Below are 26,651 nucleotides of genomic sequence, written 5' to 3'. Positions count from 1 at the left end.
TGTGAATCCCAGTTAGGACCCCATGCGCAAGTTGCTCGCCGCCGCCCTCTGCCTCGCGGCCGCCGCCACCGGCTGCGGTGCGAACGTCGAGTCGTCCACGGACGCGAAGTCCGCCTCCGTCACTCTCACCAACTGCGGCCGCAAGGTCACCTACGACAAGGTCCCCGAGCGCGTCGTCACCAACGACGTCGGCATCACCGAGCTGATGTTCGCCCTCGGCCTGGAGGACCGCATGGCCGGGTTCGCCATGCCCGACGACAAGGGCGATCTGAGCTCCGTGCCGTGGAAGGGCGGCTACGACAAGGTCAGGTGGCTGTCCAAGGACCAGCTCACCAAGGAGAACGTCGTCGACGCCCGCGCCGACCTCGTCTTCGCCGGCTGGAACTACGGCTTCCGTGAGGACGGCGGCTTCACTCCCGACGCCCTGAAGAAGCTCGGCATCCCGTCGTACGTCCTCACGGAGTCCTGCCACAACGGCCGTACGGAGACCGCGCGCGGCATCATGCCTCCCCTGGACGCCCTGTACGCCGACCTGACCAACCTCGGGAAGCTGTTCGGCGTCGAGAAGCGGGCCGCCACGCTGATCGCCGGATTCAAGAGGCAGATCGCCGATGTGCGGGCGAAGGCACCCGAGCCGGCCGACCGGCCGAAGGTGTTCCTGTACGACAGCGGACAGGACCAGCCGTTCACCTCCGGCCGCTACGCCGCCCCGGAGCAGATCATCAGCGAGGCCGGCGGCGTCAACGTCATGCACGACCTCGAGGACTCCTGGACCACCGTGGGCTGGGAGACCGTCGTGGAGCGCGACCCGGACGTCATCGTGATCTGCGACTACGGAGACGTCAGCGCCGAGCAGAAGAGGAAGTTCCTGCTCTCCTACGCGCCCCTGCGCAACGTCTCCGCCGTCAAGCACAAGAAGATCTTCGTCCTCGACTACGTCGACCTGGTCGAGAGCCCCCGCAATCCGTCGGCCGTCGACCGGCTCGGCACCTATCTGCGCAAGGTGGCCAAGGAGCGCTGACCGTCGTCGCGTGACCGCTCGAAGTGGCTCGGTCTGCCGTCGCGGTGGACCATGCGGCCGAGCCGCTGGGCGCGGGCCCGCGGCATCAGGGTCCAGCTGCCGTCCGGCTCGCGCAGGGCGGCGGAGTGCCACGGGGTGGTCCAGGCGTCGGGGGCGTCGAGGAGGCGGATGCCGAACTTGGGGGCGCCGGCCGGCTGGGGGTGGATCGACAGGCGCACGGCGTGCGCGTGATGCTCGGCGATCAGCTCGCCCCAGGCCCGGCTGCGCTGGATGACGCCGTACGCCCGCCTCCGGCACTCGCGTTGGAGGGCGGAACGGGTGCCGGTGAAGCCGGCGGTGTCGTCGACGAGGAAGCGGGTGATGCCGCGGTAGAGCGCGAGGGTCGGGGCGTCGGCGCGGACCTCGGCGCGCAGGGCGTCCAGGGTGGGGGCGTAGCGGTCGTGGACGTGGGCGCGTTTGACGTCGTGGGGGAGGTCGCCGAGAACGTCGCGCAGGTCGAAGACGGAGAGGCGCGTCAGGCTCAACTTGCCGATGAGCGCTTTCAGTTCGTCGGAGTAGGCGTCGATCCGGTCATCGGGCACGCCGATGAGATCACCGAAGACGTGGCCGTCGGAGCAGATGACGACGCGGGCGCCGGGTGGGTGGATCTTCTCGATCTCGCCGCACAGTGAGTCGAGGAAGGTGAGGGAGAGGCGTTCGCCCATGTCGGGGAGGTGCCCCAGGGTCTTGGCGGGGTTGGGCGACTTGCAGGGGAAGCCGGGCAGCGTGAGGACGACGGGAGCACCCTCCCGGACGAAGTCGGTGATCCGGTGCAGTTGATGCGGGAAGTCCTCGGCCGAGGCGCGGTTCGGGTCGGTCGTGCGGTGGTGCGGCAGGAGCAGGTTCAGGAGCTCGGCGCCGATGGTCGTGGGCGCTGTGTCCGGAGCGGTCATCAGCGGCATGTCGTTCCTCCGGGGGCGTGCGGGCATGGCGGAAGGGCGCCTCGGCGGGTGAGGCGCTGTCGGTGGGGGGGCTCGGCTCAGCCGGAGATCGGCTTCACAGCCGTCGGTCGTAGCCGACGGGCAGGCGGTTGGTGCCGCGGCCCAGGACGGCCGGGATCCACTCGATGTCCTCGTCGCCGATGGCGAGGTGCAGGCCGGGCAGGCGTCGCAGCAGGGTGGCGAGGGCGATCTGGAGTTCGGCGCGGGCCAGGGCGGCGCCGGGGCAGAAGTGGATGCCGTGGCCGAAGGCGAGGTGGGGGTTGGGCGAGCGGTCCAGGTCGAGTGCGTCGGGGTCGTCGAAGCGGCGCGGATCGCGGTTGGCCGCGCACAGGGAGACGATCACGGAGTCGCCGGCTGGGATCCCGGTGCCGTGCAGGTCGCTGTCCTGGTCGAAGAAGCGCCAGGTGGTCAGCTCGAAGGCGCTGTCGTGGCGCAGGAGTTCCTCGACCGCGCGAGGCATGAGGGCGGGATCGTCGCGCAGCCGGTCGAGCTGGTCGGGGTGGCGGAACAGGGCGATCAGGGCCGTCGTGATCTGGTTCGTGACCGGTTCCTGGCCGGCGACCAGCAGCTGGAAGATCATCGAGTCCAGCTCCTCCTGGGACAGTTCTCCCTGGTCGCGGGCCACGACGAGGCGGCTGAGCAGGTCTTCGTCCGCGTGTTCCCGCTTGTGGGCGACGACCTCCGCGATGTAGCTCTGCAGCCCCTTCAGCCGGGCCTCGTACAGCGGGCGCCCCGGGTCAGTCGGCCCCACCGGCTGGACGACCTTGCCCCAGTCGCGGTCGAAGCCCGCGGCCAACTCCCCCGGCAGGCCGATGACTTCGGCGAGGACCCGGAACGGGAAGTGGGCGGCGAAGCCGGCCACGAGGTCGGCGGGCCCGGCCTCCGGGAGCGCGTCGACGAGCGCGTCGGCCAACTCCTGGAACCGGGGCACGAGTTGCTCGACTCGGCGTGGCGTGAAGGCGTCCGTCACGAAGCGCCGCATGTGCGTGTGCTTCGGCGGGTCCTGGTGGAGGAGATGGACCTGGAGCTGCGAGTGCTGCGGCTCGGGCATGATCGAGGCGCGGGCCCGCCAGCGGTCGTTGCCCCGGTCGTGGTTCTTGCCGAGCCGGTCGTCGTTCAGCGCGGCGAGCGCGGCGTCGTATCCGGTGACGAGCCAGGCCTGTACGCCGCTGGGGAAGAGGACCCGGTGGACCGGCCCGGCCTCGCGCATCCGCTCGTACAACGGATAGGGGTCGGCCTTGTACGGGCACCCCTTCAGCGGGACCGGGTCGGTGAGCGGCTGCGCGTCCACGGCCGGAAGGGGCTCCTGGATGGTCATGGATGAGGCTCCTCAGAGGGCGAGTTCGGGCTGGTGGTGGTCCAGCCACAGGGCGAGGTCGACGACGCGTTCGAGGCGGAGGCGGTGGCCCCACTCCAGGTGCTCGGGCGGGGTGTCGAGGCAGGGCTTGATGCGGGTCTCGTCGGCCAGCGCCCGGACCTGCTCGACGGACAGGGCATCGCGGGCCAGGTCCTGCAGGCCGCGGTTGTAGTCGGGGTGGTGCGTGGCCGGGTAGTGGTTCTTGGGACGCTGCAGCACCGAATCGGGAGCCAGTCCCGCTCCGGCGGCGCGCAGCAGGCTCTTCTCGCGGCCGTCGAAGCTCTTCAGCGCCCAGGGCGTGTCGAACGCGTACTGGACGAGCCGGTGGTCGCAGTAGGGGACGCGGACCTCCAGACCTTGGGCCATGCTCAACCGGTCCTTGCGGTGCAGGAGTTGGCGCAGCCAGCGGGTGAGGGACAGGTGCTGCATCTCGCGTTGCCGATGCTCGGTGGGCGTCTCGCCGTCGAGGTGCGGGACGGCGGCCAGGGCGTCGCGGTAGGTGTCGTCACGGAACTCGCCGATGCGCAGGTCGAGTTCGGGGTTGAGCGGCATGGCCGCCTCATCGCCGGTGACCAGCAGCCAGGGGAAGGTGGCGGCGGCCAGCGCCCTGGGGTTGTGGAACCAGGGGTAGCCGCCGAAGACCTCGTCGGCGGCCTCGCCGGACAGGGCGACGGTGGAGTGCCGCCGTATCTCCCCGAACAGCAGGTACAGCGAGGTGTCCATGTCGCCGACGCCGACCGGTGAGTCACGGGCGACGACCACGGCCTTGCGGTACTCGGGGTCGAGCAGCGCACGCGGGTCGAGTACGACCGTGCTGTGGTCGGTGCCGATGAACGCGCCGGCCTCGATGGCGTACGGGGTGTCGTGGCCGGTGCGCAGGACGTCGCCGGTGAACTGCTCGGCCTGGTCGCTGTAGTCGACGGCGTAGGAGCGGATACGGGCGTCGGGCCCCTCGCGCAGGCGGAGTTCGTCGGCGAGCAGGCCGGTCAGCACGGTGGAGTCGATGCCGCCGGACAGCAGGCTGCACAGCGGGACGTCGGCCTCCAACTGGCCGCGGGCGGCCGCTCCGACGAGGCTGCTGATCCGGTCCACGGTGACGTCCTGGTCGTCGTGGTGGGCACCGGCCTCCAGCTGCCAGTAGCGGCGCTCGCGGATGCCGTCGCGGTCCAGGACGAGCAGCCCGCCCGGCTCGACCTCCCGTACACCGGACCACACCGTCGGCCCGGTGTTGAACAGCAGGCTGTACGCCTCACGCAGCCCGTCCGCGTCCACCCGGGGCCGTATCTCGGGGTGCCGGAAAAGCGCCTTGGGCTCGGAGGCGAAAGCCAGGCCTCCGTCGACGGCCGCCCAGAACAGCGGTTTCACGCCGAGCCGGTCGCGGACGAGGAGCAGCCGTTCGGCGCGCTCGTCCCAGATCGCGAACGCGAACATGCCGTCCAGGTGCTCGGCCACCGCCTCGCCCCACTCGGCGTAGGCACGCAGCACGACCTCGGTGTCGCTGCGGGTGCGGAACACGTGCCCGCGGCCTCGGAGTTCGGCGCGCAGTTGGTGGTGGTTGTAGATCTCGCCGCTGTGACTCAGCACGGTCGTCGGCTCGTTCGGCCGGTCGGTCATCGGCTGTACGCCGCCTTCGAGGTCGATGACCGCGAGGCGGCGGTGGCCGATCGCGGCATGCTCGCCCAGCCACACGCCCCCGGCGTCGGGGCCGCGCCGGGTGAGCTCGGCGGTCATGGCCTCGATGACCGGGGCCTGGCTGCGGGCGTCCTGGTGAAAGGACGCCCAGCCGGTGATTCCGCACATGGGGACTCCTGGATCAGGTCGAGACGGTGTCGGTGGTGCGCTCGGGCACGGCGGCGTTCCGTCGGCCGGGCAGGGCGAGCAGCGGTACGGCGAGACAGGCGGCCACGGCGGCGAGCGCCAGCCCGGCCCGCGCCCCGTCGCCGGGGCCGGGGCCGGCGAGGGCCCAGGCGGCGGTGGCCAGGGCGGGGCCGAGGGTGAAGCCAAGGCCGCGGGCGACCTGCACCGTCGAGCCGACGGTGGCGATGCGCTCCGCCGGGGCCGCGCCCATGACCAGAGCCTGGGTCGGGCCGCCGTTGAGGCCCATGCCGACGCCGGCCAGCGCCAGCCGCCACGCCACCTCGGGCGGGGACCATGCGTCGCCGAGCGGGATCAGCAGCAGGAGCCCGGCCGCGGTGAGGGAGGCGCCGGTGACCGCGACCCGTCGCAGCCCGTACCGGTCGGCGAGCCGTCCGCCCAGGGGCCCGGCCAGGGCCATGCCGAGCGGGAAGGCGAGCACGGTCAGCCCGGTCGCGGTGGCGCTGATGCCGTCGTCGCGCCGGAGGTGCAGGGCGACGACGTAGTGCATGGCGGCGAACCCGGCCGCCAGCGTCAGCACCGAGCCGTGCGCCCGGAACAGCCCCGCCGCCCGCAGGACGCCCGTCACCGGACGGCCGCCCGGTCCGCGCAGCCACCACCACAGCGGCGGCACGGCGGCCACCGCGAGCAGGAACCGCGGCGGCTCCCCGGACCCCAGGGTCAGGGCGAGCAGCAGCGCCGCCAACCCACCGGCCACCGCCGACGCGTCGGCCAGGGCCCGCCGATCGGGCACGCGCATCCTCCCGTCCTCGGGCATCGCCCTCCAGGCCACGATCAACGCCAGCAGACAGAACGGGATCTTGACCAGGAAGACCCAGCGCCAGCCCAGGTGGTCCAGCAGCAGCCCGCCCACCGCGGGGCCGGTCACGGCGCCGAGCGGGCCGAGCGTCGCGGGCACGCTCATGGCACGGGCGCGCGCTGCGGGCCGTACGGCACGGATCACCAGTACCGGCATCAGCACGAACAGCACGGCCCCGCAGGCGCCCTGGCCGATCCGGGCCGCGATCAGCCAGGCCGCCCAGGGAGACAGGGCGGCCAGGGCGCTGCACAGCGCGAAGCCGACGGTGGCCATCAGCAGCGCGGGCCGCGTGCCCGCGCCGTCCAGCCACCGGCCGACAGGCAACATCAGGGCGACGACCGGGAGTTGGTAGCCCAGCGCCGCCCACTGTGCCGTGGCGGCCGAGACGTGCAGGCCCTCGGCGATGTCTGCCAGCGCCACGTTGACGATGTTCATGTCGAGCATCGCCACGAACGACAGCGCGCCCGCCACGGCCACGAGAACCCAGCGGTCCTTCACTCTCGCGCCCCTCCCCCTCACGGTCGACTGCGGTCAGCAGCCTCGTTCCAGAGGTCGGGAGCACACGGGGCCGAGTTCCCGAGCATGGCCGGAAATATGATGAAATACAGAATCAGTTCGTGGCGAGGCCGTCCAGCGTGCCGGACTTGGCCTCCGCGACCAGCGACGAGAACTGGTCCGCGCTCATCTGCACCCGCTGCCCGAAGTCGTCCGTGAGGACCACCCGGCGCTCGGCCGGGGCGGCGGGGTCGACGAAGAGTTGCGGACAGCCGCAGTCGCAGTTGCCGCAGAAGGTGGCCACCGGGTCCAGGCCGGCGATGCCTTCGATGTCGCTCATAGTGCGAACCTTTCGCGATCGTGGGCGCTCACCGGTGTGACCGCCCGGGACCGGTCCCCGAGACGCCGCTCGGGGCCGACACGGGGACATCCCTGTTGATGTGCCCGTCGGACTCGTCCGCCGGCGCCCGGTGATCGAAGGCGATCAGCGGATCACCGGTCAGCGGGTGGTCCACGACGGTCGCCCGTACGCCGAACACCTCTGCCAGCAGGGCGGGTTGCAGCACCTCGCGGGGCGGCCCGGAGGCGACCACCCGGCCGTCGTGCAGCACGTGCAGCCGGTCGCAGACGGAGGCGGCGGCGTTGAGGTCGTGCAGCGAGACCAGGGTCGTACGGCGCCCGGCGCGCAGCAGGGCGAGCAGCTCCACCTGGTGGCGGATGTCGAGGTGGTTGGTGGGCTCGTCCAGGACCAGGACGTCCGGCTGCTGGGCGAACGCCCGTGCCAGCAGGACGCGTTGGCGTTCCCCGCCGGACAGTTCGGTGAACCGGCGCCCGGTGTGGTGCTCCATGCCGACGTCCGCGAGGGCACGGGCGACGACGTCCCGGTCGGTGGTGTCCTCCCCGGCGAAGGCCCGCTTGTAGGGCGTACGGCCCATGGCGACGACCTCGCGGACGGTCAGCTCGAAGTCGCCGCCCCGCTCCTGCGGGAGAGCCGCGACATGGCGGGCCGTCTCGGCGGGGGTCAGCCGGCGCAGGTCGGCGCCGGACAGCAGGACCCGGCCCGCGGCCGGCTTCAGATGGCGGTAGACGGTTCGCAGGAGCGTGGACTTGCCGCTGCCGTTCGGTCCGACGAGGCCGGTGATCTCGCCCTCCGCGGCGATGAGTTGGGCACCGGCGACGACCGTACGGCCGGCGTACGCGACGTGCAGGTCCTCGATGTCGATCCTCAACTGCCGCTCCCCAGGCGCCGGTCCAGCAGATACAGCAGTGCCGGAGCACCGATCAGCGAGGTGACGACGCCGACCGGCAACTCCTGCGTGTCCATGGCCGTACGGCAGACGATGTCGACCACGACCAGCAGCAGCGCCCCGAACAGTGCCGAGACGGGCAGCAGGCGCCGGTGGTCACCGCCGACGACCAGCCGGCAGACGTGCGGCACCATCAGCGCGACGAAGGCGATCGCCCCCGACACGGCCACCAGCACACCGGTGAGCACGCTGGTCACCGTGAACAGTTCGCGCCGCAGCCGGGTGACGTCGACGCCGAGCCCGGCCGCGGTCTCGTCGCCCATCAGGAGGGCGTTCAGTCCCCGGGCGCGCGCCTGGAGGCACAGCCACCCGGCCGGTACCGCGAACGCCGGGACGGCCAGCAGGTCCCAGTTCGCGCCGCTGAGGCTGCCCATGAGCCAGAACAGCACGCTGTGGGTCTGCTGCTCATCGCCCGCCTGGAGCACGAGATAGCTGGTGAACCCGGACAGGAACTGCCCGATCGCCACCCCGGCCAGCACCAGCCGCAGCGGCGCGAACCCACCACCCCTGCGGGCCACGGCCCACACGAGCGCGAAGGTGGCCAGGGCTCCGGCGAAGGCCGCCCCGGACAGCCCGAGCCCCAGCGCGCCGCCGGCCCCGAGCCCGAGCACGATCGCGGCGACGGCGCCGAGGGAGGCACCGTTGGAGATGCCCAGGAGGTACGGATCGGCCAGCGGGTTGCGCACCAGCGCCTGCACCGCCGTACCGACGAGACCGAGCCCGGCGCCGACGAGGGCCGCCAACAGGGCGCGGGGGACGCGGAGTTGCCAGACGATGAGGTCGTTCGTGCCGGGACGCGGCGCCTCGCCGGACAGCCGGTGCCACACCGCACTCCACACCTCTGCGGGCGGGACGGACGTCGAGCCCCAGGCCACGGCGGCCGTCAGCGCGGCCAGGAGCACGACGCCGAGTACCGACGCCAGCGGCCCGACGGGCACCGTTCGGACCTCAGGAGCCGTCTCGCGCCGCGACAGCAAGGACGTCACGGCCTGCCGACCTTGCCCGGGTGGAGGGTCTTCGCGATCTCCTCGACGGTGGCGGCGTTCTCGACCCCGGCGATGGTGGTCCGCTCGGAGCCGATGCGCAGGAAACGGCCCTTCTTGACGGCGTTCAGGCCCTTGGTGGCGGAGTTCGACTCCAGCCACTTGCGTGCCTCGTCGAAGGCCTTCTTGTTCGCGGCCTCACTCCCCCGGTTGCGCACGCCGAGCTGGATCCAGTCCGGGTTCTTGTCGATCACGTCCTCCCAGCCGACCTGCTTGTAGTCGCCGTCGCAGTCGGCGAAGACGTTGCGGGCCCCGGCGAGGGTGATGACCGCGTTGGCGACCTGCCGGTTGCAGACGGCCATGGGCTGCTTGGTGCCGGCGTCGTAGTCGAAGAAGAAGTAGGTCGGCCGCTCGCTCTCGGGTGTGCCGGCCACCGCCTTGCGGACGGCATCCACCTTCTGCTTCATCCCGTCGACGAGTTCCTTCGCCTTGCCGCTCGTCCCGGTGACGGCGCCGAGGGAGGTGATGTCGTCCTCGACAGCGGACAGGTCGGTGACCGGGCTCTTGCTCATGGCGGCGCAGGCCGTGGACTTCAGGTAGGCGTGTTTGATGCCCGCCGCCTCGAACTCCTCCTCGGTCGGCGCGTCCCCCATGCCTGCGCCCATGTTCATCGAGGCGAAGGTGTCGATGTACAGGTCGGCGCCGGAGCCGAGGAGTTTCTCCTTGGGGACGACGGTGTCGCTGAGCACCTTCACCTGCTGCGCCCGCGCGTCGAGTTCACCGGGCAACGTCCCCTTGCCGGGCGGGAAGCCGGTGCCGACCACCTTGTCCCCGGCGCCCAGCCGCAGCAGCAGTTCCAGGCTGGAGGCGTTGCTGGTGACGATGTTTTCCGGGGCCGAGGTGAACGTGGTCCTGGCGCCCGCGCAGTCGGTGACGGTGACCGGGTAACCCGCGGAGTCGCCCTTCCCGGCGGCGGGGCTCGCTCTGTCGCCGCTCCCGCCGCCACAGCCCGCCGCCAGTAGGCCGCCGACCACCGCGGCCGTCGTAGCCCGCCCCACACGAGAACGCATCGAAACTCCCCAGATCCACTAGATGCACGGGCGGAACTCCGCCGCCCGATCCAGTAGTCGGGGCGAACCCGGTGTCAGTTCCCGGCAGGGGGAACCGACACCGGGCAGCCGGTCACGCGGCCACGACGGCCGGTTCGGCGAGGGCCGGTTCGACGACGACCGGTTCGACGACGGCCATGGCGTCCTCGGCCTCGGCCTCGGTCAATTGCTCGACGAGAGTCGCCCGGGCGCGGGCCACGCGCGAGCGGACCGTCCCGACGGGGCAGTCGCTCATCTCGGCCGCCTCCGCGTACGGCAGGCCCACCATCTGGGTCAGGACGAACGCCTCGCGCCGCTCGTCGGGCAGCGCGTCGAGCAGGTCGAGCAGCGCGATGCCGTCGTCGAAGCCCGGCAGGCCGGTCGGCTGGGCGCGTTCCGCCACCAGCGTCCAGTCGTCGGTGTCGCACAGCCGCGGCCGGGCGGCGGCGTACCGGTGACTGTCGATGACCGCGCGACGCGCGATGGACAGCAGCCATGCGCGCGCCGAGGAACGGCCCTCGAACCGGTGCAGACTGCCGAGCGCGCGCAGGAACGTGTCCTGGGCCAGGTCGTCGGCGGCCTGCGGATCGGCGGACAGATGCGCCACGTACCGCACGACATCACGGTGCAGCGAGCGTACGAAACGGTCGGTGGCGTCCGGGTCACCACCACGGGCGGCCAGCGCCCACGCGGTCGTCGACTCGTCGCAGGACGCCGTTCTGGAACCTTTTGCTGCCTTCGTCTGGCTCACGCGGGTCGCGCGTGAGGAGGGCAGGGCAGGAGTGATCACCTGAGTCCTTCTCGGTATTCCGGACTCCGGCACGGCGGCCGACACGACGGCGGCGAGCGCTGCGGCGTCGCCGCCGGGCACCGGGCACGTGCACGGCGTACGGGCGCTCCGTATGCGCACTCCGTACCGGAGGAGTCCGGGGATGCAGGGGACACGGCCGTACGGCAGGTACGACCGGGGCCCGAGGCACGGCCGGCGTCGACGTGTCGACGTCCGTGTCCGTACGGCCTCGGGGAACCGGCTGTCTCAGACGACAGCGATCCCCGCCGGAGGCCCCCGAGAGGTGATCGTGTGGACGAGCGGAAGCAGCCTGGGCGCCCGCTCGGAACGCCCGCGCCGCGGACGCGGGAGCGGGCGGTGCGGTGGTAGCGGCAGAACGAACGACAGCCGCAGCGGGGCGGCCAGCCATCCGGCGACGGCCCGCAGGATGCGGAACGCGGCACGCTCACCGTGCCCCAGCCACAGGCCGCACAGCAGCGCGGCGAGGGTGTGGGCGGCGAACATGCCGAGCGAGGAGGTGCCAGCCATGTCGTGGCCCATCCCCATGTGGCCCGGGTCCATGTGGCTCATGCCCATGTGGCCGGTGCCCATAGAGGCGGTGCCCATGTGGTCCATGGACATGGAGCCCATGGAATCCGTGGACATGTGATCCATCGAGCCCGTGTGCCCGGACAGGGAGCCGGACATGGAGCCCATGGCACCCATGCCGTGCCCGACGCCGACGGAGGACTGCGCGAACTCGAAGGCCGCGTGCAGCCCGCCCTGGGCGGCGACCACGACGGACACGACCAGCGGGAGTCCCCGCTCCCGGCCCGCAAGGCACCAGCCCGCGCCGCCCGTGACGGCGGCACCGGCGGCCAGGGTCCACCACGGGACGGCGGCGCCCGACATCAGCACGTGGCCGAGGGCAGCGAGCAGCACACAGACGGACGCGAACACCGCGGCCCGAATTGCGCGCACACACCACCCAGCAGTCATGACGGCCCTCATCCTCGCATCCGGGGCCCACTCGTCACGGGTGGGTACGCACAACACCCCCATCCCGCACTCAAGCCCAGAAGAGTGATACAGGACACGTCACGAAGAGGGAACTGGGCGCGCTCTCCGACCGACAGTTGGAGTGCGGCGGCTATGGGGGCGTCCCGAGCCGTGCAGCTGCCTTCACCGCTGCCCGCCGGGGCGGATCACCACCGCCTGCACCTCGATCCGCCCGCCATGCTCGAAGTGGAGCGTGAACGGCACGTAGACGCCCGTCTGCCACTCCGGGTCGGCCCGCAGGGTCACGTCGAGGCCGTACGGCGACATGGCCAGGCCGCCGCCGGCCTGCACCCGGGCCGAGTCGACCGTCTCCGCATACGCCATCCGGCCGCCGGTCATCCGGTGCCGGCTGAGCTCCAGGTCGCCGTCGACGGCGGACGATGTCACCTTCAGCAGCCGGTCGTCCGCGCCCCCGGAGTTGGTGATCCGGAAGAACGCGGCGGTGTCGCGGACGTCGCCGTACGGCAGGAAGACCCGCCCGTCGGTGACCGCGATCCGCGCCGGGCTGCCCGCGTTGCCGGAGCCCACCCAGGTGGTCAGACCGGCCAGGGCGACTGCGCACGCCGCGACGGGAGCGAGTGCGGCGAGCAGGGCGTCGGTGACCCGGCGACGGGTCGGGCGCCAGGCTCGGGGGTCGGTCGTGCGCCCCGTCATCGGCTCGGCCGTTCGTCGGGCCGTGGGCACGCTCATCGGGTACGACCTCCAGTGCTGACGGGCTTGCGGCCCCGGTCTTGGCCCCGCGCGCCCGCCCGGGTCGGCGTCGGCGCCGGCTGCCAGGCCCGTAGCCGCAGGCTGTTGCCCACCACGAGCAGTGAGCTCACCGACATGGCCACCGCGGCGACCATCGGGTTGAGCAGGCCCACCATGGCGAGCGGCACGGTCACCAGGTTGTAGCCGAAGGCCCACAGCAGGTTGGCGCGGATCGTGCCCAGGGTGCGCCGGGCGAGCCGGACCGCGTCGCCGAGGGCCTCGATGTCGCCGCGCACCAGGGTCACGTCGGCGGCCCCGATCGCGACGTCCGCGCCCGTGCCCATCGCGATGCCGAGGTCGGCACCGGCCAGCGCCGCCGCGTCGTTGACGCCGTCGCCGACGACCGCGACCCGGCGGCCCTGTGCTCTCAACTCCCGTACGAGGTCTGCCTTGTCCTCCGGTGTGCGGCGGGCGTGCACCTCCTCGATGCCGAGGGCGGACGCGACCGCCCTGGCCGGTGCCTCGCGGTCGCCGGTGGCGAGGACCGGGTGCACACCGAGCCGCCGCAGCCGGTCCACGGCGCGGTAGCTGCCCGGTCGTACGACGTCCCCGATCTCGATCAGCGCCACCGTCGCCCCGTCGACGCGGACGAAGACGGGCGTGTGCGCGGCTGCCTCCGCCGCCGGGAGCGCCTCGGCCAGCGCCGCGGGCATCTCGTCGTCCGGCGCGAGGACTTCGACCAGCCGGCCCTCGACCCGGCCGCGCACGCCCCGGCCCGGCTCCGCACGGAAGTCGCCCACCTCGGGCAACGGCCCTTGCAGGGTCCTGCGCGTGTACGCGACGATCGCGCGGCCCAGCGGGTGTTCCGAGCCCTGCTCCACCGCCCCGGCCAGCCGCAGCACGGCTTCCTTGCCGAGCCCGTCGGGCACGGTCGTGACGCGGGCGACGCTCATGTGCCCGGAGGTGAGCGTGCCGGTCTTGTCGAGGACGACGGTGTCGATGTGCTGGAGCCCCTCCAGGGCCTGCGGGCCCCTGACCAGGACGCCGAGCTGCGCGCCACGTCCGGTGGCGGCCATCAGCGCGGTCGGGGTCGCCAGGCCCAGCGCACAGGGGCAGGCCACGACCAGGACGGCCACGCACGCGGTGATCGCGGCTTGCGGATCGGCCCCGGCGCCGAGCCAGAACCCGAGCACGGTGGCGGCGAGTGCCAGCACCATGGGCACGAACACCCCGGCCACGGAGTCAGCCAGTCGCTGCGCCCGCGCCTTGCCGGCCTGCGCCTCGGTCACCAGCCGTGTGATGCGGGCGAGCTGAGTGTCCGCGCCCACTGCCGTGGCCCGCACCAAGAGCAGACCGCCGGCGTTGACGGCGCCGCCCACCACCGTCGAGCCGAGTCCGACCTCGACGGGCTCGCTCTCCCCGGTGACGAGCGAGAGGTCCACGGCGGAGTTGCCCTCCGCCACCTCTCCGTCGGTGGCGACCCGCTCGCCGGGACGTACAACGAAGACCTGCCCGAGCGTCAACTCCTCGATGGCGATGAGGCGTTCGGCGCCGTCGCCCTCGCGTACCGACACCTCCTTGGCGGCGAGCCGGGCCAGTGAGCGCAGTGCCGCGCCGGTGCCGTGGCGTGCCCGCGCCTCCAGGAACCGGCCGGCCAGGACGAACAGCGGGACGCCGACGGCCGCTTCGAGGTACACGTGCGCGACGCCGTCCGAGGCGGCGGGCAGCAGGCTGAACGGCATCCGCATCCCCGGCGCACCCGCGCCGCCCAGGAACAGGGCGTACGCCGACCAGGAGAAGGACGCCACGACTCCCAGGGAGACCAGCGTGTCCATGGTCGCCGTCGAGTGCCGCAGGCCGCGCAGCGCCCGCACATGGAACGGCCAGGCGCTCCACACGGCGACCGGCGCGGACAGGACGAAGCACAGCCACTGCCAGTTGCGGAACTGCCAGGCGGGCACCATCGACAGTGCGAGTACCGGCACGGCGAGCAGCGCGGTGACCAGCAGCCGGTCACGGTCCTGTCGGACGTCCTCGGCCCCCTCGGGCTCCTGCTCGCCCCGGCGCCCCTGTCCGTCCCGACGCTGCCGGGCCTTCGGCGGTTCGGGCAACGCGGCCGTGTATCCGGCCTGTTCGACGGTCGCCACGAGTTCCTCGGGGCGGACGTCCGGCGGATGGCTCACGCGGGCGCGCCCGGTGGCCAGATTGACCGTGGCGGTCACGCCCGCCAGCTTGGCGAGTTTCTTCTCCACCCGCCGCACGCAGGCCGCGCAGGTCATCCCGCCGACGGTCAGGTCCGTGGTGGTCATCGGGGGTGCCGGTTCGGTGGCCATCAGCCGCCGCTCCCGTGCCGCATGTCCATGTCTCCCATGTCCATGTCCCCGGAATCCGTGCCGCCGCCGTCACCGCTCGTCCCGGAGCGGTGCATGCCGGGCGCGACGGGCCCGGTGGCTGCTCCGACGGCGTACGACGCCGTGAAGATCAGGGCGAGCAGCAGCAGAAACCCGCAGAGGGCGGGTGGTGGCACAAGCTTGCGTGGGTCTTTCATCACCGGCCTCCTGAGGTGCGTTCCGCTTCAGGAGTCGGGCCCGGAGGGCAGGGAGTTCCCGTCCCTCCGGTGGTTCACCTCATACGGATGCCCCGGCAGCCGCCGTCTCAGGAAGCTCCGCTCCGACGGCTCCTCAACCACCACGCCCCGGCGCCGAGCACGACGACGGCCGCGCCGATGCCGATCGGCAGGGCCACCGGCATGCCGTCGTCGCCGTCCGTGTCATCGGCCGCGGCCTGCGCCGACGGGGACGACGGTGCACCGGTCGGGGGCGTGGACGTCGTCGGCTCCTCGGTCGTCGGCTCCTCGCTGGGCGTGGGGCTGACGGCCTTCGCGCCCGGTGCTGCGGCCTTCAGATCCAGGCGGGGCGCGGGGTGGCCGTGCCCGTGGCCGTCGCCGCCGCTCTCCTCCTCCAGCTCGATCCAGCGGTCCACCTTGCCGTCGCTGTAGCTCTGCAGAGTCTTGAAGACCAGCGACTTGGCGTCGGGCAACTGCCGTACGGTGACGACGTACTCGGCGTCCTCGCCGACCGCGAGCTTGGCCCCGGAGACGGTGTAGCCCCGGCCGGTGGGGGCGAACTTCCAGCCCTTGGGGCCCTCCTTGAAGGTGATGTCGGCCGGGGTGAGGCCTTCGGGAAGGATCACCTCGAGCTTGCTGATCCCGGCGGAGGCGGACTCCGACTCCGCGGTGAAGCTCAGGGCGACGTTCTGGTCGAGCGCCCGGGCACCCTGCGCCTCCACCTCGGTGTGCGCCGCGGCCGGTCCCGCGAAGGTTACGGCGACCGCGAACGCGACCGCGGTCAGGGCGCCGGTGCGGCTCAGGCGGCGGGTCAGCAGGGTGGGGCGGGGCACGTGCGACTCCCTCGTACCGGTGATGTGGTCGCTGCATTCAAGCGCAGGGGACGGCTCAGCGCGAGGGGCTCTCGTCGGGAGGGTGGCGGAGACAGGAGGCGACGACCACGAAGGGCCACAGGGACTGAATGGCCGTCACAAGGCGTTCGGCGACGCCCGCGGGACCGTCCTGAAACATCTCGATCATGAACCAGGCCGCGCTGACGAGCATCAGTGCGGTCGCTGTGAGGGCGGGTCCGGGCCGCAGGGCCCACGGTCCGGCGACGCGGTGATCGGCGGCCAGTACGGGCCAGAGTGCCAGGAGGGCGAAGCCGACCCCGACGGCCGTACCGTGGCGCAGTGATCCCCCGCTGCTCGGCGGCGGGATCATCGCCACCACCACGGCCACCACGCCACCCGCGCCCAGCGCCACCCGCCCCGGCAGCGCGGCCGGCCGCAGCCCCCAGGCGGTCACGAAATGGCAGACGCCCAGGGCGGCCAGGGCTCCCGTCATCACCCAGAAGCCCGCGGCGCCGTAGGCCGCCAGGACACTGATGGTCTGGGTGGCGGGGTCGTAGCGGGGCCCTTCGAGCTGCGCCGCGATCGCCCAGCCTGCGATCAGCACGACCGGCGCACATCCCGACGACAACAGGGCCCATCTCGGGACAAGTCGCATCAAACTACGGTAGAACGTCACCTCGGTCGGCTCGCCGCGCACACGCAGAGGACGGGCACATGACGCCCCCGGAAGCGAACTGACCTGCGACTTTCGAACGAAACGACCGCAAACGCCAGGCCGCGCCACCCCTTCCGGCGCATAGAAATATCCACCAGCATGAGGGGCCCTGCCCGGGTCGGCAGGGTCGGCGAGTGCTGGGGGTAGGACAGACATGCAGCGCACCATGGGGAAGAGGGCCGTCGATTGGCTGGCCGCGGCCGCCGCGGATCCTCGGGCGTGCAAGCAGCAGTGGGACGACGGTGCGGATGCGGTGCTGCTGGAGGCCGGACGGCTCTGGGACGTGCTCAGCGTCCCCGAACACCTCGGCCTGAGCGCCCTGGATCTGCTCAGACGGGCGCAGCCCCGGGCGTCCGGCCCCGTGCTGGTGAACTGCGGGGCGCGCAGGGTCGGCTTCTTCCTGCCGCCCGATCCGGCAGCCGAGTGGGTCGGACCGGGCGTGCGCCATGTCGGCACGGGGTCATGGGTCGCCGCACCACCGCCGTACCTGCGCGCCGGATGGCGCCTGGAGTGGCTGCTGCCACCCGACGGGACCGGCGCCCTCTACGACCCCGCCGACGTGGCGCCGGCGCTGCGCGAGGCCGGCCTGGCGGGGTGCGGTCCGGCGCGCGTCAGTCGTCCGTACGCGGGGCGGCCACGCTGACGCGTCCGTTGCTCCCGCTCCACTCCCACAGCCCCACCGGTCCGGGCAGGCCCCGGGGAATGACGACGGCCGGTACGCGCTCGGCCGACTCGACGTGCTGCTCACGCGCCGGTTCGGCGCCGACGGCCCGGGCCAGTCCGGTGAACCGGCCGACTGTCCAGGAGGTGACCGCCTGCTCCTGGCCGTAGGCCGTGGCCAGGGAGTCCCACCGTGGGGCATGACGCCGGGGCACGGCCCGGCCGTGGGCCTGCCACTCCGCGACCAGCGCCGCGTAGATCGACGGCTGGCCCCGGACGCCGGTGACCGGTACGACGTACGACACGGGTGCGGCGTCGCCTCCGAGCAAACGCCGAGCCGCCTCAGTGCTGTCCATGCCGGGGCCAACGCCGAGGCGTGCGCCGGTGGTACGCCTGTCGCGCCCCCTACCACCCAGTCGGGTGAGCGCATCCCCCGGATGGAGCCATGGTGTGGCCGACGCGCACCACCCCCGCGCCCGTCCGGCGCCGCCCCGACCATCCCCGCAGCGTCCGTGGCGGGAGACCGTCCGGCACCGCCGTGACACCGTTCGCCTCGATCGAGACAGGAGCCTCTTTCATGGACCGGAACGACAGCGAGGACACCGCCGACTGCCCGTGGTGCGCCGCACTGCACGAGGCGGGCCTGCCGCCGGCCGCCCAGCCTTCCGGATCGCCGGGGCGGCGGCATGACCCGTACGTCTCGGGCGCGCCGTACGACGGCGACGACTGGTGAGCGCGGGACGGCTCAGCCCTGCACCTCGCCCGGGAGCGGGGAGCGCTCGTGCAGCTGGGCGGCGAGTACGGCGACGTCGTCCTCGGCATTCACGGCGTCGAGGCGGGCGAGCACCGTGTCGATGACGCCCTCGACACTGTCGCCGGACTCGAAGCCGACACCGGCCAGCCGGTCCAGGGAGTGGTCGATGTCCTCACCGCGATGCTCTACGAGTCCGTCCGTGAACAGCAGCAGGGTCTGGGCCGGCGAGAGCTTGTAGGTAGCGGGCTCGTAGCCGCCGAGGCCCGTGCCCAGGGGCGGGCCGACCGGCACCGGCAGCAGTGAGGTGCGCCCCTCTCCGTCGATCACGGCCGGGGGCAGGTGGCCGGCGCTGGCCAGGGTCACCTGGCCCCGGTTGGGGTCGAGGCGCGCGATCAGACACGTGGCCGGCCGGCGCTCCGGTTCCGTGGCGGCGATGTCGTCGAGCTGGCGCAGCACGCGGTGCGGCGGCAGGTCGGCGGAGGCGATGTAACGCAGGGCGGAGCGGTAGGCGGTCATGTCCACGGCCGCCTCCAGGCCGTGCCCCATGACGTCGCCGACGACGAGCAGCGTCCGGCCGAAGTGCAGGCGGACGGTCTCGCACCAGTCGCCGCCGACGAGCGCGCTCTGCCCGACCGGCATGTACCGGATGGCGACGTCCAGGTTCGGGTGCGGTCGGCCGGGTTCGGCGAGCAGGGCCCGCTGGAGCTTGCCGACGATGCCCTTGACCCGCTCGTGCTCCCGGGCGTGCCGGATGTGGGAGGCGGCGCGTTCGGTGAGGAGAGCGAGGAATTCCGCCTCCGTCCCGGTGAACGGTGGCCGATCGCGGGCGCAGACCAGTACGCCGTACCGGAGCCCGTCGGTGACCAGGGGGACGCGGAGCTCGGGCCGGGGCCACCGGACGACATAACCGCGGCCCTGCCCTCGTCCGGTCCGGTCGCCTGCCGTGCCGCCTCCTTGGCCGCGGCCCGGGCCCGCCGGATGTCGGGCAGCACCGCCGGGTCTCCGTGGACGGCCACGTACCCCGCACCGGCTCCGCTCCCGCCCCGCAGGACCGCCGCCGTGCCGCCTGTCTGCGCGGCCGCCTCCCGGGTCAGCTCGGCGTACGTGACGCCCTCGTCCAGCGTGGTGCCGATCCGCTCCACCGCCATGCGCGGCTCGGTCAGCCGGGACGGCATGCCGACGTCCTGCTCGGGTACGCCGGGGGACGCGACGGGCCGCACCGTCGCCGGTCTGTGAAATGTCTGGAACCAGCGCACCACACCAAACACTCTAAAAGAGTGACAAACCCACACAGGCGACGCACAGGTTGCCTAGCGCCCACCACCCCGCCCGACGAGGATTTGCCCTGCGTAACGGGGGCACGGACGGCGCACGGATGGTGACCCGGCTGCGACTGGCGGCAACGGGCGGGCACAGGGGCGCACGCCCCGCATATATCTGCCTGTTTGATGCGCGGGCGCTCGCCCCATACGGGGAATTGAGCCCCGGCGTGTGGCCGCGACCCCGGGCACCCGCTGCACTGAGGCCTCCACCTCTCGGTCGTCTGCGCACCTCAAGGAGGCTTTACATGGCACTCACGGAGTGGACGAGGTCAATGGAGTGGCTGGCTGCGGCATCGGAGGACCCCGGCGCCTGCAAACAGGAGTGGCAGAACGGCAGCACCGGCGTCACGCTCCTGGCCGCCGGACGGTTCTGGGACGTGCTGATCGTGCCGGAGGACCTCGGGCTGCGCGTCGCCGACCTGCTGGACGAGCTGCCCCTGCTCGACCGCGGCCCCTGCCTGCTGGACACCCGGCGCCGGCACGTGGGCTTCCTGCTGCCCCCGGAGCCGCAGACGGTGTGGATCGGCACCGGCGTGCGCCTCCTCGGCGCGGGCACGTGGATCACCGCTCCCGCCCCGCACTGCCGCTGGGGCTCGCTGCGCTGGCTCGTCCCGCCGGACGGCACCGGCACCCTGAACATGCCGGAGATCCTGGAGGTGGCCCTGCAGCGCTGCGCGGCCGAGCTGTCCCGCCGACAGGGGCTCTGCAAGCCCGCCGCCGCACACGGTGAGGCCGCACCGCACGCCGGTGAGGAGACCGGGCCGCAACTGGTACGCCAGCACGCGTCAGGTGCACGCCTACGGGCGTGAGCGGGGCCAAGCGGGGCCCTTGGGGCAGTCCCGGACCCGCAACCGGGGACGCATACTCTCGGAGTGGGCTCCGGGGAGGCCGGAATTCCAGGAACGGGATCTCCCAGGAACCGGGACAGGTACAGGTCCAGGTACAAGAACAGGGGGCAGCTCCGGATGGTGACAGCGCGCCGGTTTCCGCTCGGCTCCGCGACCACGCTCACGGACCTGGAGGACCACCCCCACCCCCGGCTGGCCCTGCTGCGCGCCCACGAGCCGGTCTCGTGGGTTCCCGTGCTGGGCGGCTGGCTGGTGACGCGGCGTGATCTCGCGCTACGGATGATGCGCGACTCAGCAACCTTCACGGTCGACGACCCCCGCTTCTCCACCGCCCAGGTGGTCGGTCCGAGCATGCTCTCCCTGGAGGGCGCCGAGCACAAACGCCACCGCGCCCCCTTCACCGACCCGTTCCGCACGCAGGATGTGCACGACCGGTTCACCGGGTTCGTGGAACGGGAAGCCGCCCGGCTCGTGGAGCGCATCAGGCCGCGAGGCAGCGCCGAACTGCGCCGGGAGGTGGCCGGGCCCCTGGCCGTCGCCGTCGTCGCCGAGTCGCTCGGATTGGTCGACGCGGACGCCGAGGCGGTGCTGTCCTGGTACGACGCCATCGTGGGCGCGGTCTCCGACATCACCGCCGGCCTGTCGGCGAACCCCGCGGGGGCGGTGGCGTTCGACCAGCTGCGGGGAAGCGTCGAGGCTACGGTCACGGCAGGAAGCGGGGCGTCCCTGCTCGTCGCGGCGGCCGAGAGCGAGCGCCTGACGCTGCCGGAGGTGGTCGCCAACGCCGCCGTGCTGATGTTCGGCGGTATCGAGACGACCGAGGGCATGATCGCCAACGTCGTACTGCACTTGTTGGCACACCCGGATCAACTCGCCCTCGTGCGTGCCGATCCGGACCTGGCCGACGCGGCGATCGAGGAATCGCTCCGCCTGGAACCCGCAGCGGCGGTCGTGGACCGCTACGCCACCGCCGACGTGACGATCGGCGGGGCCGACGTGCGGCGCGGTGATCTGGTGGTCGTCTCACTCGCCGGCGCGAACCGCGACCCCGAGGTCTTCCAGGACCCCGACCGTTTCGACCTGCGACGGGACAACTCCCGTCTGCAGCTGGCCTTCGCGCACGGTCCGCACTTCTGTCTGGGCGCCCACCTCGCGCGTCTGGAGACCCGCGTCTGTCTCCTCGCACTGCTCGACCGCCTCCCCGGCCTGCGGCTCGACCCTTCCTCGTCCACGGCCGCCGGCGGCCTGGTCTTCCGGAAGCCCCCGTCCCTGCGCGTGCGCTGGGACGTGCCCGCGCAACGCTGACGCGACGCCGGGTCACTCCCCTTCCCTGACCTGGCGATCACGCCTTGCAGTTGTACGAGGGGGCGTCGCCGCTCACCTATGCGCCACGGCGGACCCGGGCGGCCTTGCGGGCCTCGGCAATCTGGCGGGCCTCGGCGGACCGGCGGGACTCGCCACCACCGGACCGCCCCGGGCGGGTGCCCAGACCGCGGAAGGGGGCACCGCCGCGCTTCGGGCGCTCGGCGGCCGGCCCACTGCCGGCGACGGGCACATCGGAGGGAGCCTGGGCACCGGTGATGCGGCTCAGCTCGGCCTCGCCGGAGCGGACCTGCGTGATCTGCGGCCTGATACCCGCGTCGGACAGGAGACGGGCCATGTCCCGGCGCTGGTTGGGGAGGACCAGCGTGACGACCCTGCCGGACTCGCCGGCGCGGGCGGTACGGCCACCGCGGTGCAGGTAGTCCTTGTGGTCGCCGGGCGGATCGACGTTGACGACGAGATCGAGGTCGTCGACGTGAATGCCCCGGGCCGCGACGTTGGTGGCCACCAGCGTCGTGACATCACCGGTCTTGAACTGCGCCAGGGTGCGGGTGCGCTGGGGCTGCGACTTGCCGCCGTGCAGGGCCGCGGCCTTTACGCCGCTGCTCAGCAGGTGCTTGGTGAACTGGTCGACAGCATGCTTGGTGTCCAGGAACATGATCACGCGGCCGTCGCGGGCGGCGATCTCGGTGGCGGTGGCGTACTTGTCGGCGCCGTGCACCTGCAGCACGTGATGCTCCATCGTGGTGACCGCGCCCGCCGACGGGTCGACCGAGTGGACCACCGGGTCATGGAGGTAACGACGGACCAGGAGGTCGATGTTGCGGTCCAGCGTGGCCGAGAACAGCATGCGCTGGCCGTCGGGGCGTACCTGGTCCAGCAGTTCGGTGACCTGCGGCATGAAGCCCATGTCCGCCATCTGGTCGGCCTCGTCCAGGACGGTGATGCTCACTCGGTCCAGGCGGCAGTCCTTGCGCTCGACGAGATCCGCGAGGCGGCCAGGAGTAGCGACGACCACCTCGGCCCCGGCACGCAGCGCGCCGGCCTGCCGGCCCATCGACATGCCGCCGACCACCGTGGCCAGCCGCAGCTTCAGCAACCGGGCGTACGGGGTGAGCTCATCGGTGACCTGCTGGGCCAGCTCGCGCGTGGGAGTGAGGACCAGGGCCAGCGGCTTCCGCGCCTCGGCACGCCGGCCGGCCGTGCGCACGAGGAGCGCCAGGCCGAAGGCGAGCGTCTTGCCCGACCCGGTGCGCGCGCGACCCAGCACGTCCCGCCCTGCGAGGGAGTTCGGCAGTGTGGTGGCCTGGATCGGGAACGGCTTGGTCAGGCCGCGGCCGGTGAGCATCTCCAGCAACGCGACGGGCATGTCCAGTTCGCCGAAGGTCGCTGCGGCGGGGAGGGCGGGGGTGACGGTGGCCGGCAGTGCGAACTCCCCCGGTGCTGCGGAGGAACGACGCCCGGTGCTGACTGAACGGCTCAAGGAGAACCTTCCTGATGAGGGCGCGCATCAAGAAATCCCCGACAGGAATGAGCCGGACAAATTGCAAGAACGAGCCGAATGCAAATCCAAAGAATAACGAATTCCGACGAAATGCCGGAAAAAGCAAGCTGAGGCCCCGCCGCAAGGCGGGGCCTCAGCTACCTCATGCGTTTCGACGTCAGGCGGGAGTGATGTTCTCCGCCTGCGGACCCTTCTGGCCCTGCGTGACGTCGAAGTTTACCTTCTGACCTTCCTGAAGCTCACGGAAGCCCTGGGCGGCGATGTTCGAGTAGTGGGCGAAGACGTCCGGGCCGCCGCCGTCCTGCTCGATGAAACCGAATCCCTTTTCCGCGTTGAACCACTTGACGGTGCCGGTAGCCATATCTTTTCTCCTTTGGGGGCAGTACCCGGGGACCTACGCCGTGCGAACCCCTGCGGTGCCAAATAAGCCCCGTCCGGATAAGCACCTGAAGTTTCGGGAACCACAACTACAACTGTCACCAAGTTTAGCACGGCACGCGCATCCGGCATTACTCGAGGAAAGCCAATCGCGCCTGAGGAATCGGTGCCCTCGCCAGGCACCTAACCGAGGAAGCTCAGTCGCACCTGCCGGTTCGGGTTGTCCCGGTTGGTGTCCGCCAACCTCCGTTAGGGCAACCCCAGGCTATCCGGATTCCGACGTGTACCGGATCAGCGCCGTACCCACGCGCTCCCGACTGCGACCCCGCCTGGCGCGCGGCCCTGTTCAGCGTGACCGAGACGCAGGACGGGCTCGGACAGTTCTACGGGCCCCTGGCGGCGAAAGGGCCGTACCGAGCCGAGTGGGCGGCAGTCGCCCCGCGTGCCGAAGAGGCGGTCCTTGAGGGCCACGGTGCCGAGATCCACTCTGTGTGCGCCCTCGACCCCGGGTCCCACACCCTCCTCGCCAGCGCCTCCGACGACGGGACCGACAGTCGTGGCTTGCACGAACGCAGGGTCTCCTGCGTTGCCGCGCTGATCGCCGCGTCCGCGGCCCGGCGCCTGCCCACGGGGAGCTATAGACCGTCCTAAAATGGAACAAATCATCCATCGATGATCGAGGGCAACGTGTCGGCCAACGGTGTGGCATCGAACTTGTACCCGTTCGGCGCCGCAAGCGTCGGCGAAACGCCCGAGCGCGACGACGCGCTGGTCAGTGGCATCGTCGGTGCCGTGGAGCTGACCGGAGCGCATACCGGAAGCGTGTTTCTGCTCTCCGGCGACCACCGCTCGCTCGTAGTGGCCGCGTCGTGCGGGTCGCCGCCCTCCCTGCTCAGCGGGTGGCGTCGGATCCCGGTGAACAGCGGCCTGCCAGTGGCGGAGGCGTACCGCTCCGGGCGCATGGTCCATCTGGCCGGCGCGGAGGAGACGATGCGGCGCTTCCCGCAGCTCTCGGTCGCCCTGCCCTACCCGTTCGGTTCTGCATCGGTCCCCGTACGGGCGGGCGAGCGGACGTTCGGCACCATGGCCGTGGTGTGGACGGCCAGGCCGGACGGGACAGGGCTGTCGAGGGCGCAGCGCCGGAAGCTGCGCTCCGCCGCCGACCGGCTGGGCACCACCCTCGCCGGACTGCGGACCCGCGGCGCGCTCGGCGAGTACGACGAACGGACGGCTCCGGTAGTGGTCCCGTTGCCGTCCGCTCCGGTGATCCGGGTGGGTCTGTTCGACTGGAATCTCGGCACCGGAGCCCTCACGGCCGACGACGAGCTGTGCGCGATCCTCGGAATGCCGCCCCGCGAGTTCGACGGACGGGCGGCCACCCTGGCGGCCATGATCGAGCCCGCGGATCTGCCCGGCTTCCGGTCCACCGCCCGTGCCGCGGTCCAGGAACGCCACGTACTGGCACACTGCCTGCGCATCCGGGACGGCCGCGGGGGCCACCACACCGTCGAGCTGTGGGGCAGGGTGCCCGAGAGCCCTGACGACCTTCAGGCCTCGGCCCATCTGGTCGGCGCCGTACTCGACTCCGGGAGCCGCATGGCCGCCGTGGCGGCGATCGAGCGGCTCGCGGACGGCTTCTTCGCGCTCTCGCCCGACGGCCGCGTCGCCTACGCCAACCACAGCATGGAGGATCTGCTGCGGGTCCGCCAGGACGAACTGCTCGGCCGACGCCCCTGGGACGTCCTGCCCTGGCTGGCCGATCCCGTGTACGAGGACCGCTACCGAGCCGCCCTGATCTCCCAGCAACCGGTCTCCTTCCTGGTCCGCCGCCCTCCGGCCACATGGCTGGTCTTCTCCCTCCACCCGGGCGCTCAGGGCATGACGGGGTGGGCGGCACCCGTGCGACAGCCGGTACCGGCCGACACCGGACCCGGGGCAACCCTCGCGGAAGGGGGGCCGCCCGCCTCCTGGTCGCCTCCGCCCGCGGCCCCGCGCGTGGGTTCCCTCTACCGGGTGCTCACGCTGGGCAGCGCGCTCACCGAGGCGGTCACCGCACACGAGGTGTTCGAGGCCGTCGCCGAGCAGCTGCTGCCCGCTTTCGGCGGTCAGAAGCTGGCGATTGCCGTGGTGGAGGCGCGGCGCCTGCGCCTGCTCGATCAGCGCGGCTACTCGAAGCGCTTTCTCGCCCGGTTCGAAGGCACTCCGCTGCATGCCCGGCTGCCGGTGACGGACGCGCTGACCTCCGGGGCCCCGCTGTTCGTCGAGTCCCGTGAGGAGCTTCTCGAGACCTACCCCGGGATCATGGTCAGTCAGTCCAACTCCTGGGCGTTCCTGCCCTTGATCGCCTCGAACCGCCCGGTCGGCGTCTGTCTGCTCGGCTTCGACGACGTTCACCGATTTCCCGACGAGGAGCGCGGAGTCCTCACCGCGCTGGGCGGCCTCATCGCCCAGGCCCTGGAACGCGCCAGGCTCTACGACGCGGAATTCGCCCTCGCCCGCGGCCTGCAGAACGCGCTGCTGCCGCACCGGCTGCCCACACTGCCGGGCCTCGATGTCACCGGGCGCTATCTTCCGGGCACCCGAGGGATGGACATCGGCGGCGACTGGTACGACGTCATCCCCACCGGCGACGAGGTCGCGCTGATCGTCGGGGACGTCGAGGGGCACAACGTCGCCGCCGCGGCTGCCATGGGCCAGCTGCGAAGCGCGGTGCGGGCCTTCGCCACCGCCGGCCACCGGCCGAGCGACGTCGTCGCCAACACCAACCGGCTCCACATGGACCTCGACCCGGCGCTCCTCGCAAGCTGCTGCTACGCCCGCCTCCGTCCTCGCTCGGGGGTCGTGCGCATCGTCCGTGCCGGCCACCCCCTGCCCTTGCTGCGCCTGCCCGACGGCCGGGCCGAAGTCCTGGATGTGCCCGGCGGCCCTCTGCTCGGCATCGACACAGCGGCACACTTTCCGGAGTCGGAGCTGCGCCTCGTACCCGGGTCGGTCCTGGCCCTGTACACGGACGGACTGATCGAGAGGCGTGACTCGGACATCGATTCCGACATCGACCGGCTCCGGGCGTCACTTGCCCGCTTGGGCGGGGGCCGCCTGGAGGATCTGGCCGACGCGCTGCTGCGGAACGCCCGCCGTTCCGCCGACAGGGCGGACGACATCGCCCTCCTGCTCACCGAGTACGCTCCGCCACCGCAGACGGCGACAAAGCCGGCGTCCGCACACGCCGGCTCCGGCCCGCCGCCGTGAGGCAGCAGGCTCTCCGAACCCCGCTGCCCCCTGCCCCGATCTTCCGGTACCCCCCTGGTAACTCGACGGGTCCCAG

At 72.1% G+C, this 26,651-nt stretch carries 26 protein-coding genes; 7 read left to right on the top strand and 19 right to left on the bottom strand.

The window, feature by feature from the left end; translation table 11 throughout:
• Positions 1-22 precede the first annotated feature (22 nt).
• Entirely contained in the window at positions 23-1,021 is a 999-nt protein-coding gene (locus tag OHT51_RS37390) for an ABC transporter substrate-binding protein (protein ID WP_328883322.1), read from the top strand.
• Here the strand turns inward: OHT51_RS37390 and OHT51_RS37385 are convergent.
• The 15 genes from OHT51_RS37385 to OHT51_RS37315 all read right to left on the bottom strand — a co-directional run bounded on the left by OHT51_RS37385 (position 991) and on the right by OHT51_RS37315 (position 16,477).
• Positions 991-1,962, bottom strand: a complete 972-nt coding sequence (locus tag OHT51_RS37385) for an isocyanide synthase family protein (protein WP_328884563.1) — start codon at positions 1,960-1,962, stop codon at positions 991-993. The genes OHT51_RS37390 and OHT51_RS37385 overlap by 31 nt on opposite strands.
• A 94-nt stretch (positions 1,963-2,056) precedes the next feature.
• Positions 2,057-3,319 carry a cytochrome P450 family protein gene (locus OHT51_RS37380; protein ID WP_328883321.1) on the bottom strand — a complete coding sequence of 421 codons (1,263 nt, stop codon included), beginning with the start codon at positions 3,317-3,319 and terminating at the stop codon, positions 2,057-2,059.
• A 12-nt stretch (positions 3,320-3,331) separates the two neighbouring features.
• Positions 3,332-5,158 (bottom strand): asparagine synthase (glutamine-hydrolyzing), encoded by a 1,827-nt coding sequence (asnB, locus tag OHT51_RS37375; RefSeq protein ID WP_328883320.1) that lies wholly within the window; start codon positions 5,156-5,158, stop codon positions 3,332-3,334.
• A 13-nt stretch (positions 5,159-5,171) separates the two neighbouring features.
• Positions 5,172-6,530 (bottom strand): MFS transporter, encoded by a 1,359-nt coding sequence (locus OHT51_RS37370; protein ID WP_328883319.1) that lies wholly within the window; start codon positions 6,528-6,530, stop codon positions 5,172-5,174.
• A gap of 112 nt (positions 6,531-6,642) precedes the next feature.
• Complete coding sequence (locus tag OHT51_RS37365) at positions 6,643-6,867, bottom strand: hypothetical protein (RefSeq protein ID WP_328883318.1); 225 nt, start codon at positions 6,865-6,867, stop codon at positions 6,643-6,645.
• Positions 6,868-6,895: 28 nt separating this feature from the next.
• Positions 6,896-7,756, bottom strand: coding sequence for an ABC transporter ATP-binding protein (locus OHT51_RS37360; protein WP_328883317.1), 861 nt, complete (start codon positions 7,754-7,756; stop codon positions 6,896-6,898).
• Positions 7,753-8,820: a FecCD family ABC transporter permease gene (locus OHT51_RS37355; protein WP_328883316.1), complete on the bottom strand. Its 1,068-nt coding sequence runs from the start codon at positions 8,818-8,820 to the stop codon at positions 7,753-7,755. The genes OHT51_RS37360 and OHT51_RS37355 overlap by 4 nt, the downstream gene beginning before the upstream one ends.
• Entirely contained in the window at positions 8,817-9,887 is a 1,071-nt protein-coding gene (locus OHT51_RS37350; protein WP_328883315.1) for an ABC transporter substrate-binding protein, read from the bottom strand. The genes OHT51_RS37355 and OHT51_RS37350 overlap by 4 nt, the downstream gene beginning before the upstream one ends.
• Before the next feature lie 112 nt (positions 9,888-9,999).
• Positions 10,000-10,695, bottom strand: coding sequence for a sigma-70 family RNA polymerase sigma factor (locus OHT51_RS37345; RefSeq protein WP_443052644.1), 696 nt, complete (start codon positions 10,693-10,695; stop codon positions 10,000-10,002).
• Between the two features lie 246 nt (positions 10,696-10,941).
• Positions 10,942-11,673: a hypothetical protein gene (locus tag OHT51_RS37340; RefSeq protein ID WP_328883313.1), complete on the bottom strand. Its 732-nt coding sequence runs from the start codon at positions 11,671-11,673 to the stop codon at positions 10,942-10,944.
• 183 nt (positions 11,674-11,856) lie between these two features.
• A complete protein-coding gene (locus tag OHT51_RS37335) occupies positions 11,857-12,387 on the bottom strand; it encodes a copper chaperone PCu(A)C (RefSeq protein WP_328884562.1) in 531 nt (176 codons plus the stop codon).
• A 32-nt stretch (positions 12,388-12,419) separates the two neighbouring features.
• The gene (locus OHT51_RS37330; RefSeq protein WP_328883312.1) at positions 12,420-14,756 is read right to left on the bottom strand and encodes a heavy metal translocating P-type ATPase; all 2,337 of its coding nucleotides are present in this window, start codon (positions 14,754-14,756) and stop codon (positions 12,420-12,422) included.
• Positions 14,756-14,971 (bottom strand): hypothetical protein, encoded by a 216-nt coding sequence (locus OHT51_RS37325; protein WP_328883311.1) that lies wholly within the window; start codon positions 14,969-14,971, stop codon positions 14,756-14,758. The genes OHT51_RS37330 and OHT51_RS37325 overlap by 1 nt, the downstream gene beginning before the upstream one ends.
• A gap of 107 nt (positions 14,972-15,078) precedes the next feature.
• Positions 15,079-15,822 carry a DUF1775 domain-containing protein gene (locus tag OHT51_RS37320; protein ID WP_328883310.1) on the bottom strand — a complete coding sequence of 248 codons (744 nt, stop codon included), beginning with the start codon at positions 15,820-15,822 and terminating at the stop codon, positions 15,079-15,081.
• Between the two features lie 55 nt (positions 15,823-15,877).
• On the bottom strand, positions 15,878-16,477 hold the full coding sequence (locus tag OHT51_RS37315) for a DUF998 domain-containing protein (protein WP_328883309.1): 600 nt from the start codon (positions 16,475-16,477) through the stop codon (positions 15,878-15,880).
• Between the two features lie 214 nt (positions 16,478-16,691).
• Here OHT51_RS37315 and OHT51_RS37310 point away from each other — a divergent pair, with 214 nt between their 5' ends.
• The gene (locus OHT51_RS37310) at positions 16,692-17,180 is read left to right on the top strand and encodes a hypothetical protein (protein WP_328883308.1); all 489 of its coding nucleotides are present in this window, start codon (positions 16,692-16,694) and stop codon (positions 17,178-17,180) included.
• Here the strand turns inward: OHT51_RS37310 and OHT51_RS37305 are convergent.
• Positions 17,149-17,553, bottom strand: coding sequence for a hypothetical protein (locus OHT51_RS37305; protein ID WP_328883307.1), 405 nt, complete (start codon positions 17,551-17,553; stop codon positions 17,149-17,151). The two genes, OHT51_RS37310 and OHT51_RS37305, sit on opposite strands and share 32 nt — an antisense overlap.
• Before the next feature lie 221 nt (positions 17,554-17,774).
• On the opposite strand from OHT51_RS37305, the gene OHT51_RS37300 reads away from it, so the two are divergent.
• Positions 17,775-17,930 carry a hypothetical protein gene (locus OHT51_RS37300; protein WP_328883306.1) on the top strand — a complete coding sequence of 52 codons (156 nt, stop codon included), beginning with the start codon at positions 17,775-17,777 and terminating at the stop codon, positions 17,928-17,930.
• 12 nt (positions 17,931-17,942) lie between these two features.
• On the opposite strand, the gene OHT51_RS37295 is transcribed toward OHT51_RS37300, so the two are convergent.
• A complete protein-coding gene (locus tag OHT51_RS37295) occupies positions 17,943-18,590 on the bottom strand; it encodes a PP2C family protein-serine/threonine phosphatase (protein ID WP_328883305.1) in 648 nt (215 codons plus the stop codon).
• 27 nt (positions 18,591-18,617) lie between these two features.
• Here OHT51_RS37295 and OHT51_RS37290 point away from each other — a divergent pair, with 27 nt between their 5' ends.
• The 3 genes from OHT51_RS37290 (at position 18,618) to OHT51_RS37280 (ending at position 21,426) form a co-directional block, all read left to right on the top strand.
• Positions 18,618-19,187 (top strand): hypothetical protein, encoded by a 570-nt coding sequence (locus OHT51_RS37290; RefSeq protein ID WP_328883304.1) that lies wholly within the window; start codon positions 18,618-18,620, stop codon positions 19,185-19,187.
• Positions 19,188-19,518: 331 nt separating this feature from the next.
• On the top strand, positions 19,519-20,082 hold the full coding sequence (locus OHT51_RS37285) for a hypothetical protein (RefSeq protein ID WP_328883303.1): 564 nt from the start codon (positions 19,519-19,521) through the stop codon (positions 20,080-20,082).
• Between the two features lie 156 nt (positions 20,083-20,238).
• A complete protein-coding gene (locus tag OHT51_RS37280; RefSeq protein ID WP_328883302.1) occupies positions 20,239-21,426 on the top strand; it encodes a cytochrome P450 in 1,188 nt (395 codons plus the stop codon).
• Positions 21,427-21,502: 76 nt separating this feature from the next.
• Here the strand turns inward: OHT51_RS37280 and OHT51_RS37275 are convergent, their stop codons facing one another.
• Together OHT51_RS37275 and OHT51_RS37270 are read right to left on the bottom strand one after the other, a co-directional pair.
• Entirely contained in the window at positions 21,503-22,927 is a 1,425-nt protein-coding gene (locus tag OHT51_RS37275) for a DEAD/DEAH box helicase (RefSeq protein WP_328883301.1), read from the bottom strand.
• Between the two features lie 178 nt (positions 22,928-23,105).
• On the bottom strand, positions 23,106-23,309 hold the full coding sequence (locus OHT51_RS37270; protein WP_062705208.1) for a cold-shock protein: 204 nt from the start codon (positions 23,307-23,309) through the stop codon (positions 23,106-23,108).
• Positions 23,310-23,998: 689 nt separating this feature from the next.
• On the opposite strand from OHT51_RS37270, the gene OHT51_RS37265 reads away from it, so the two are divergent.
• Entirely contained in the window at positions 23,999-26,575 is a 2,577-nt protein-coding gene (locus OHT51_RS37265) for a SpoIIE family protein phosphatase (RefSeq protein WP_328883300.1), read from the top strand.
• The last annotated feature ends 76 nt before the right edge of the window (positions 26,576-26,651 follow it).

The sequence above is a fragment of the Streptomyces sp. NBC_00299 genome, assembly GCF_036173045.1.
GTDB classification, from domain to species: domain Bacteria; phylum Actinomycetota; class Actinomycetes; order Streptomycetales; family Streptomycetaceae; genus Streptomyces; species Streptomyces machairae.
The sequence above is the reverse complement of the archived record's forward strand: the minus strand, read 5'-3'. Positions and strand labels throughout refer to the sequence as shown.

Coding starts and splice junctions, on each gene's coding strand:
- OHT51_RS37265 (WP_328883300.1), top strand. CDS start 23,999: ATGATCGAGGGCAACGTGTCGGCCAACGGTGTGGCATCGAACTTGTAC.
- OHT51_RS37330 (WP_328883312.1), bottom strand. CDS start 14,756: ATGGCCACCGAACCGGCACCCCCGATGACCACCACGGACCTGACCGTC.
- OHT51_RS37305 (WP_328883307.1), bottom strand. CDS start 17,553: ATGGACAGCACTGAGGCGGCTCGGCGTTTGCTCGGAGGCGACGCCGCA.
- OHT51_RS37285 (WP_328883303.1), top strand. CDS start 19,519: ATGGCACTCACGGAGTGGACGAGGTCAATGGAGTGGCTGGCTGCGGCA.
- OHT51_RS37340 (WP_328883313.1), bottom strand. CDS start 11,673: ATGACTGCTGGGTGGTGTGTGCGCGCAATTCGGGCCGCGGTGTTCGCG.
- OHT51_RS37300 (WP_328883306.1), top strand. CDS start 17,775: ATGGACCGGAACGACAGCGAGGACACCGCCGACTGCCCGTGGTGCGCC.
- asnB (WP_328883320.1), bottom strand. CDS start 5,158: ATGTGCGGAATCACCGGCTGGGCGTCCTTTCACCAGGACGCCCGCAGC.
- OHT51_RS37350 (WP_328883315.1), bottom strand. CDS start 9,887: ATGCGTTCTCGTGTGGGGCGGGCTACGACGGCCGCGGTGGTCGGCGGC.
- OHT51_RS37270 (WP_062705208.1), bottom strand. CDS start 23,309: ATGGCTACCGGCACCGTCAAGTGGTTCAACGCGGAAAAGGGATTCGGT.
- OHT51_RS37280 (WP_328883302.1), top strand. CDS start 20,239: ATGGTGACAGCGCGCCGGTTTCCGCTCGGCTCCGCGACCACGCTCACG.
- OHT51_RS37365 (WP_328883318.1), bottom strand. CDS start 6,867: ATGAGCGACATCGAAGGCATCGCCGGCCTGGACCCGGTGGCCACCTTC.
- OHT51_RS37335 (WP_328884562.1), bottom strand. CDS start 12,387: ATGACGGGGCGCACGACCGACCCCCGAGCCTGGCGCCCGACCCGTCGC.
- OHT51_RS37380 (WP_328883321.1), bottom strand. CDS start 3,319: ATGACCATCCAGGAGCCCCTTCCGGCCGTGGACGCGCAGCCGCTCACC.
- OHT51_RS37295 (WP_328883305.1), bottom strand. CDS start 18,590: ATGCCGGTCGGGCAGAGCGCGCTCGTCGGCGGCGACTGGTGCGAGACC.
- OHT51_RS37385 (WP_328884563.1), bottom strand. CDS start 1,962: ATGCCGCTGATGACCGCTCCGGACACAGCGCCCACGACCATCGGCGCC.
- OHT51_RS37325 (WP_328883311.1), bottom strand. CDS start 14,971: ATGAAAGACCCACGCAAGCTTGTGCCACCACCCGCCCTCTGCGGGTTT.
- OHT51_RS37310 (WP_328883308.1), top strand. CDS start 16,692: ATGCAGCGCACCATGGGGAAGAGGGCCGTCGATTGGCTGGCCGCGGCC.
- OHT51_RS37390 (WP_328883322.1), top strand. CDS start 23: ATGCGCAAGTTGCTCGCCGCCGCCCTCTGCCTCGCGGCCGCCGCCACC.
- OHT51_RS37315 (WP_328883309.1), bottom strand. CDS start 16,477: ATGCGACTTGTCCCGAGATGGGCCCTGTTGTCGTCGGGATGTGCGCCG.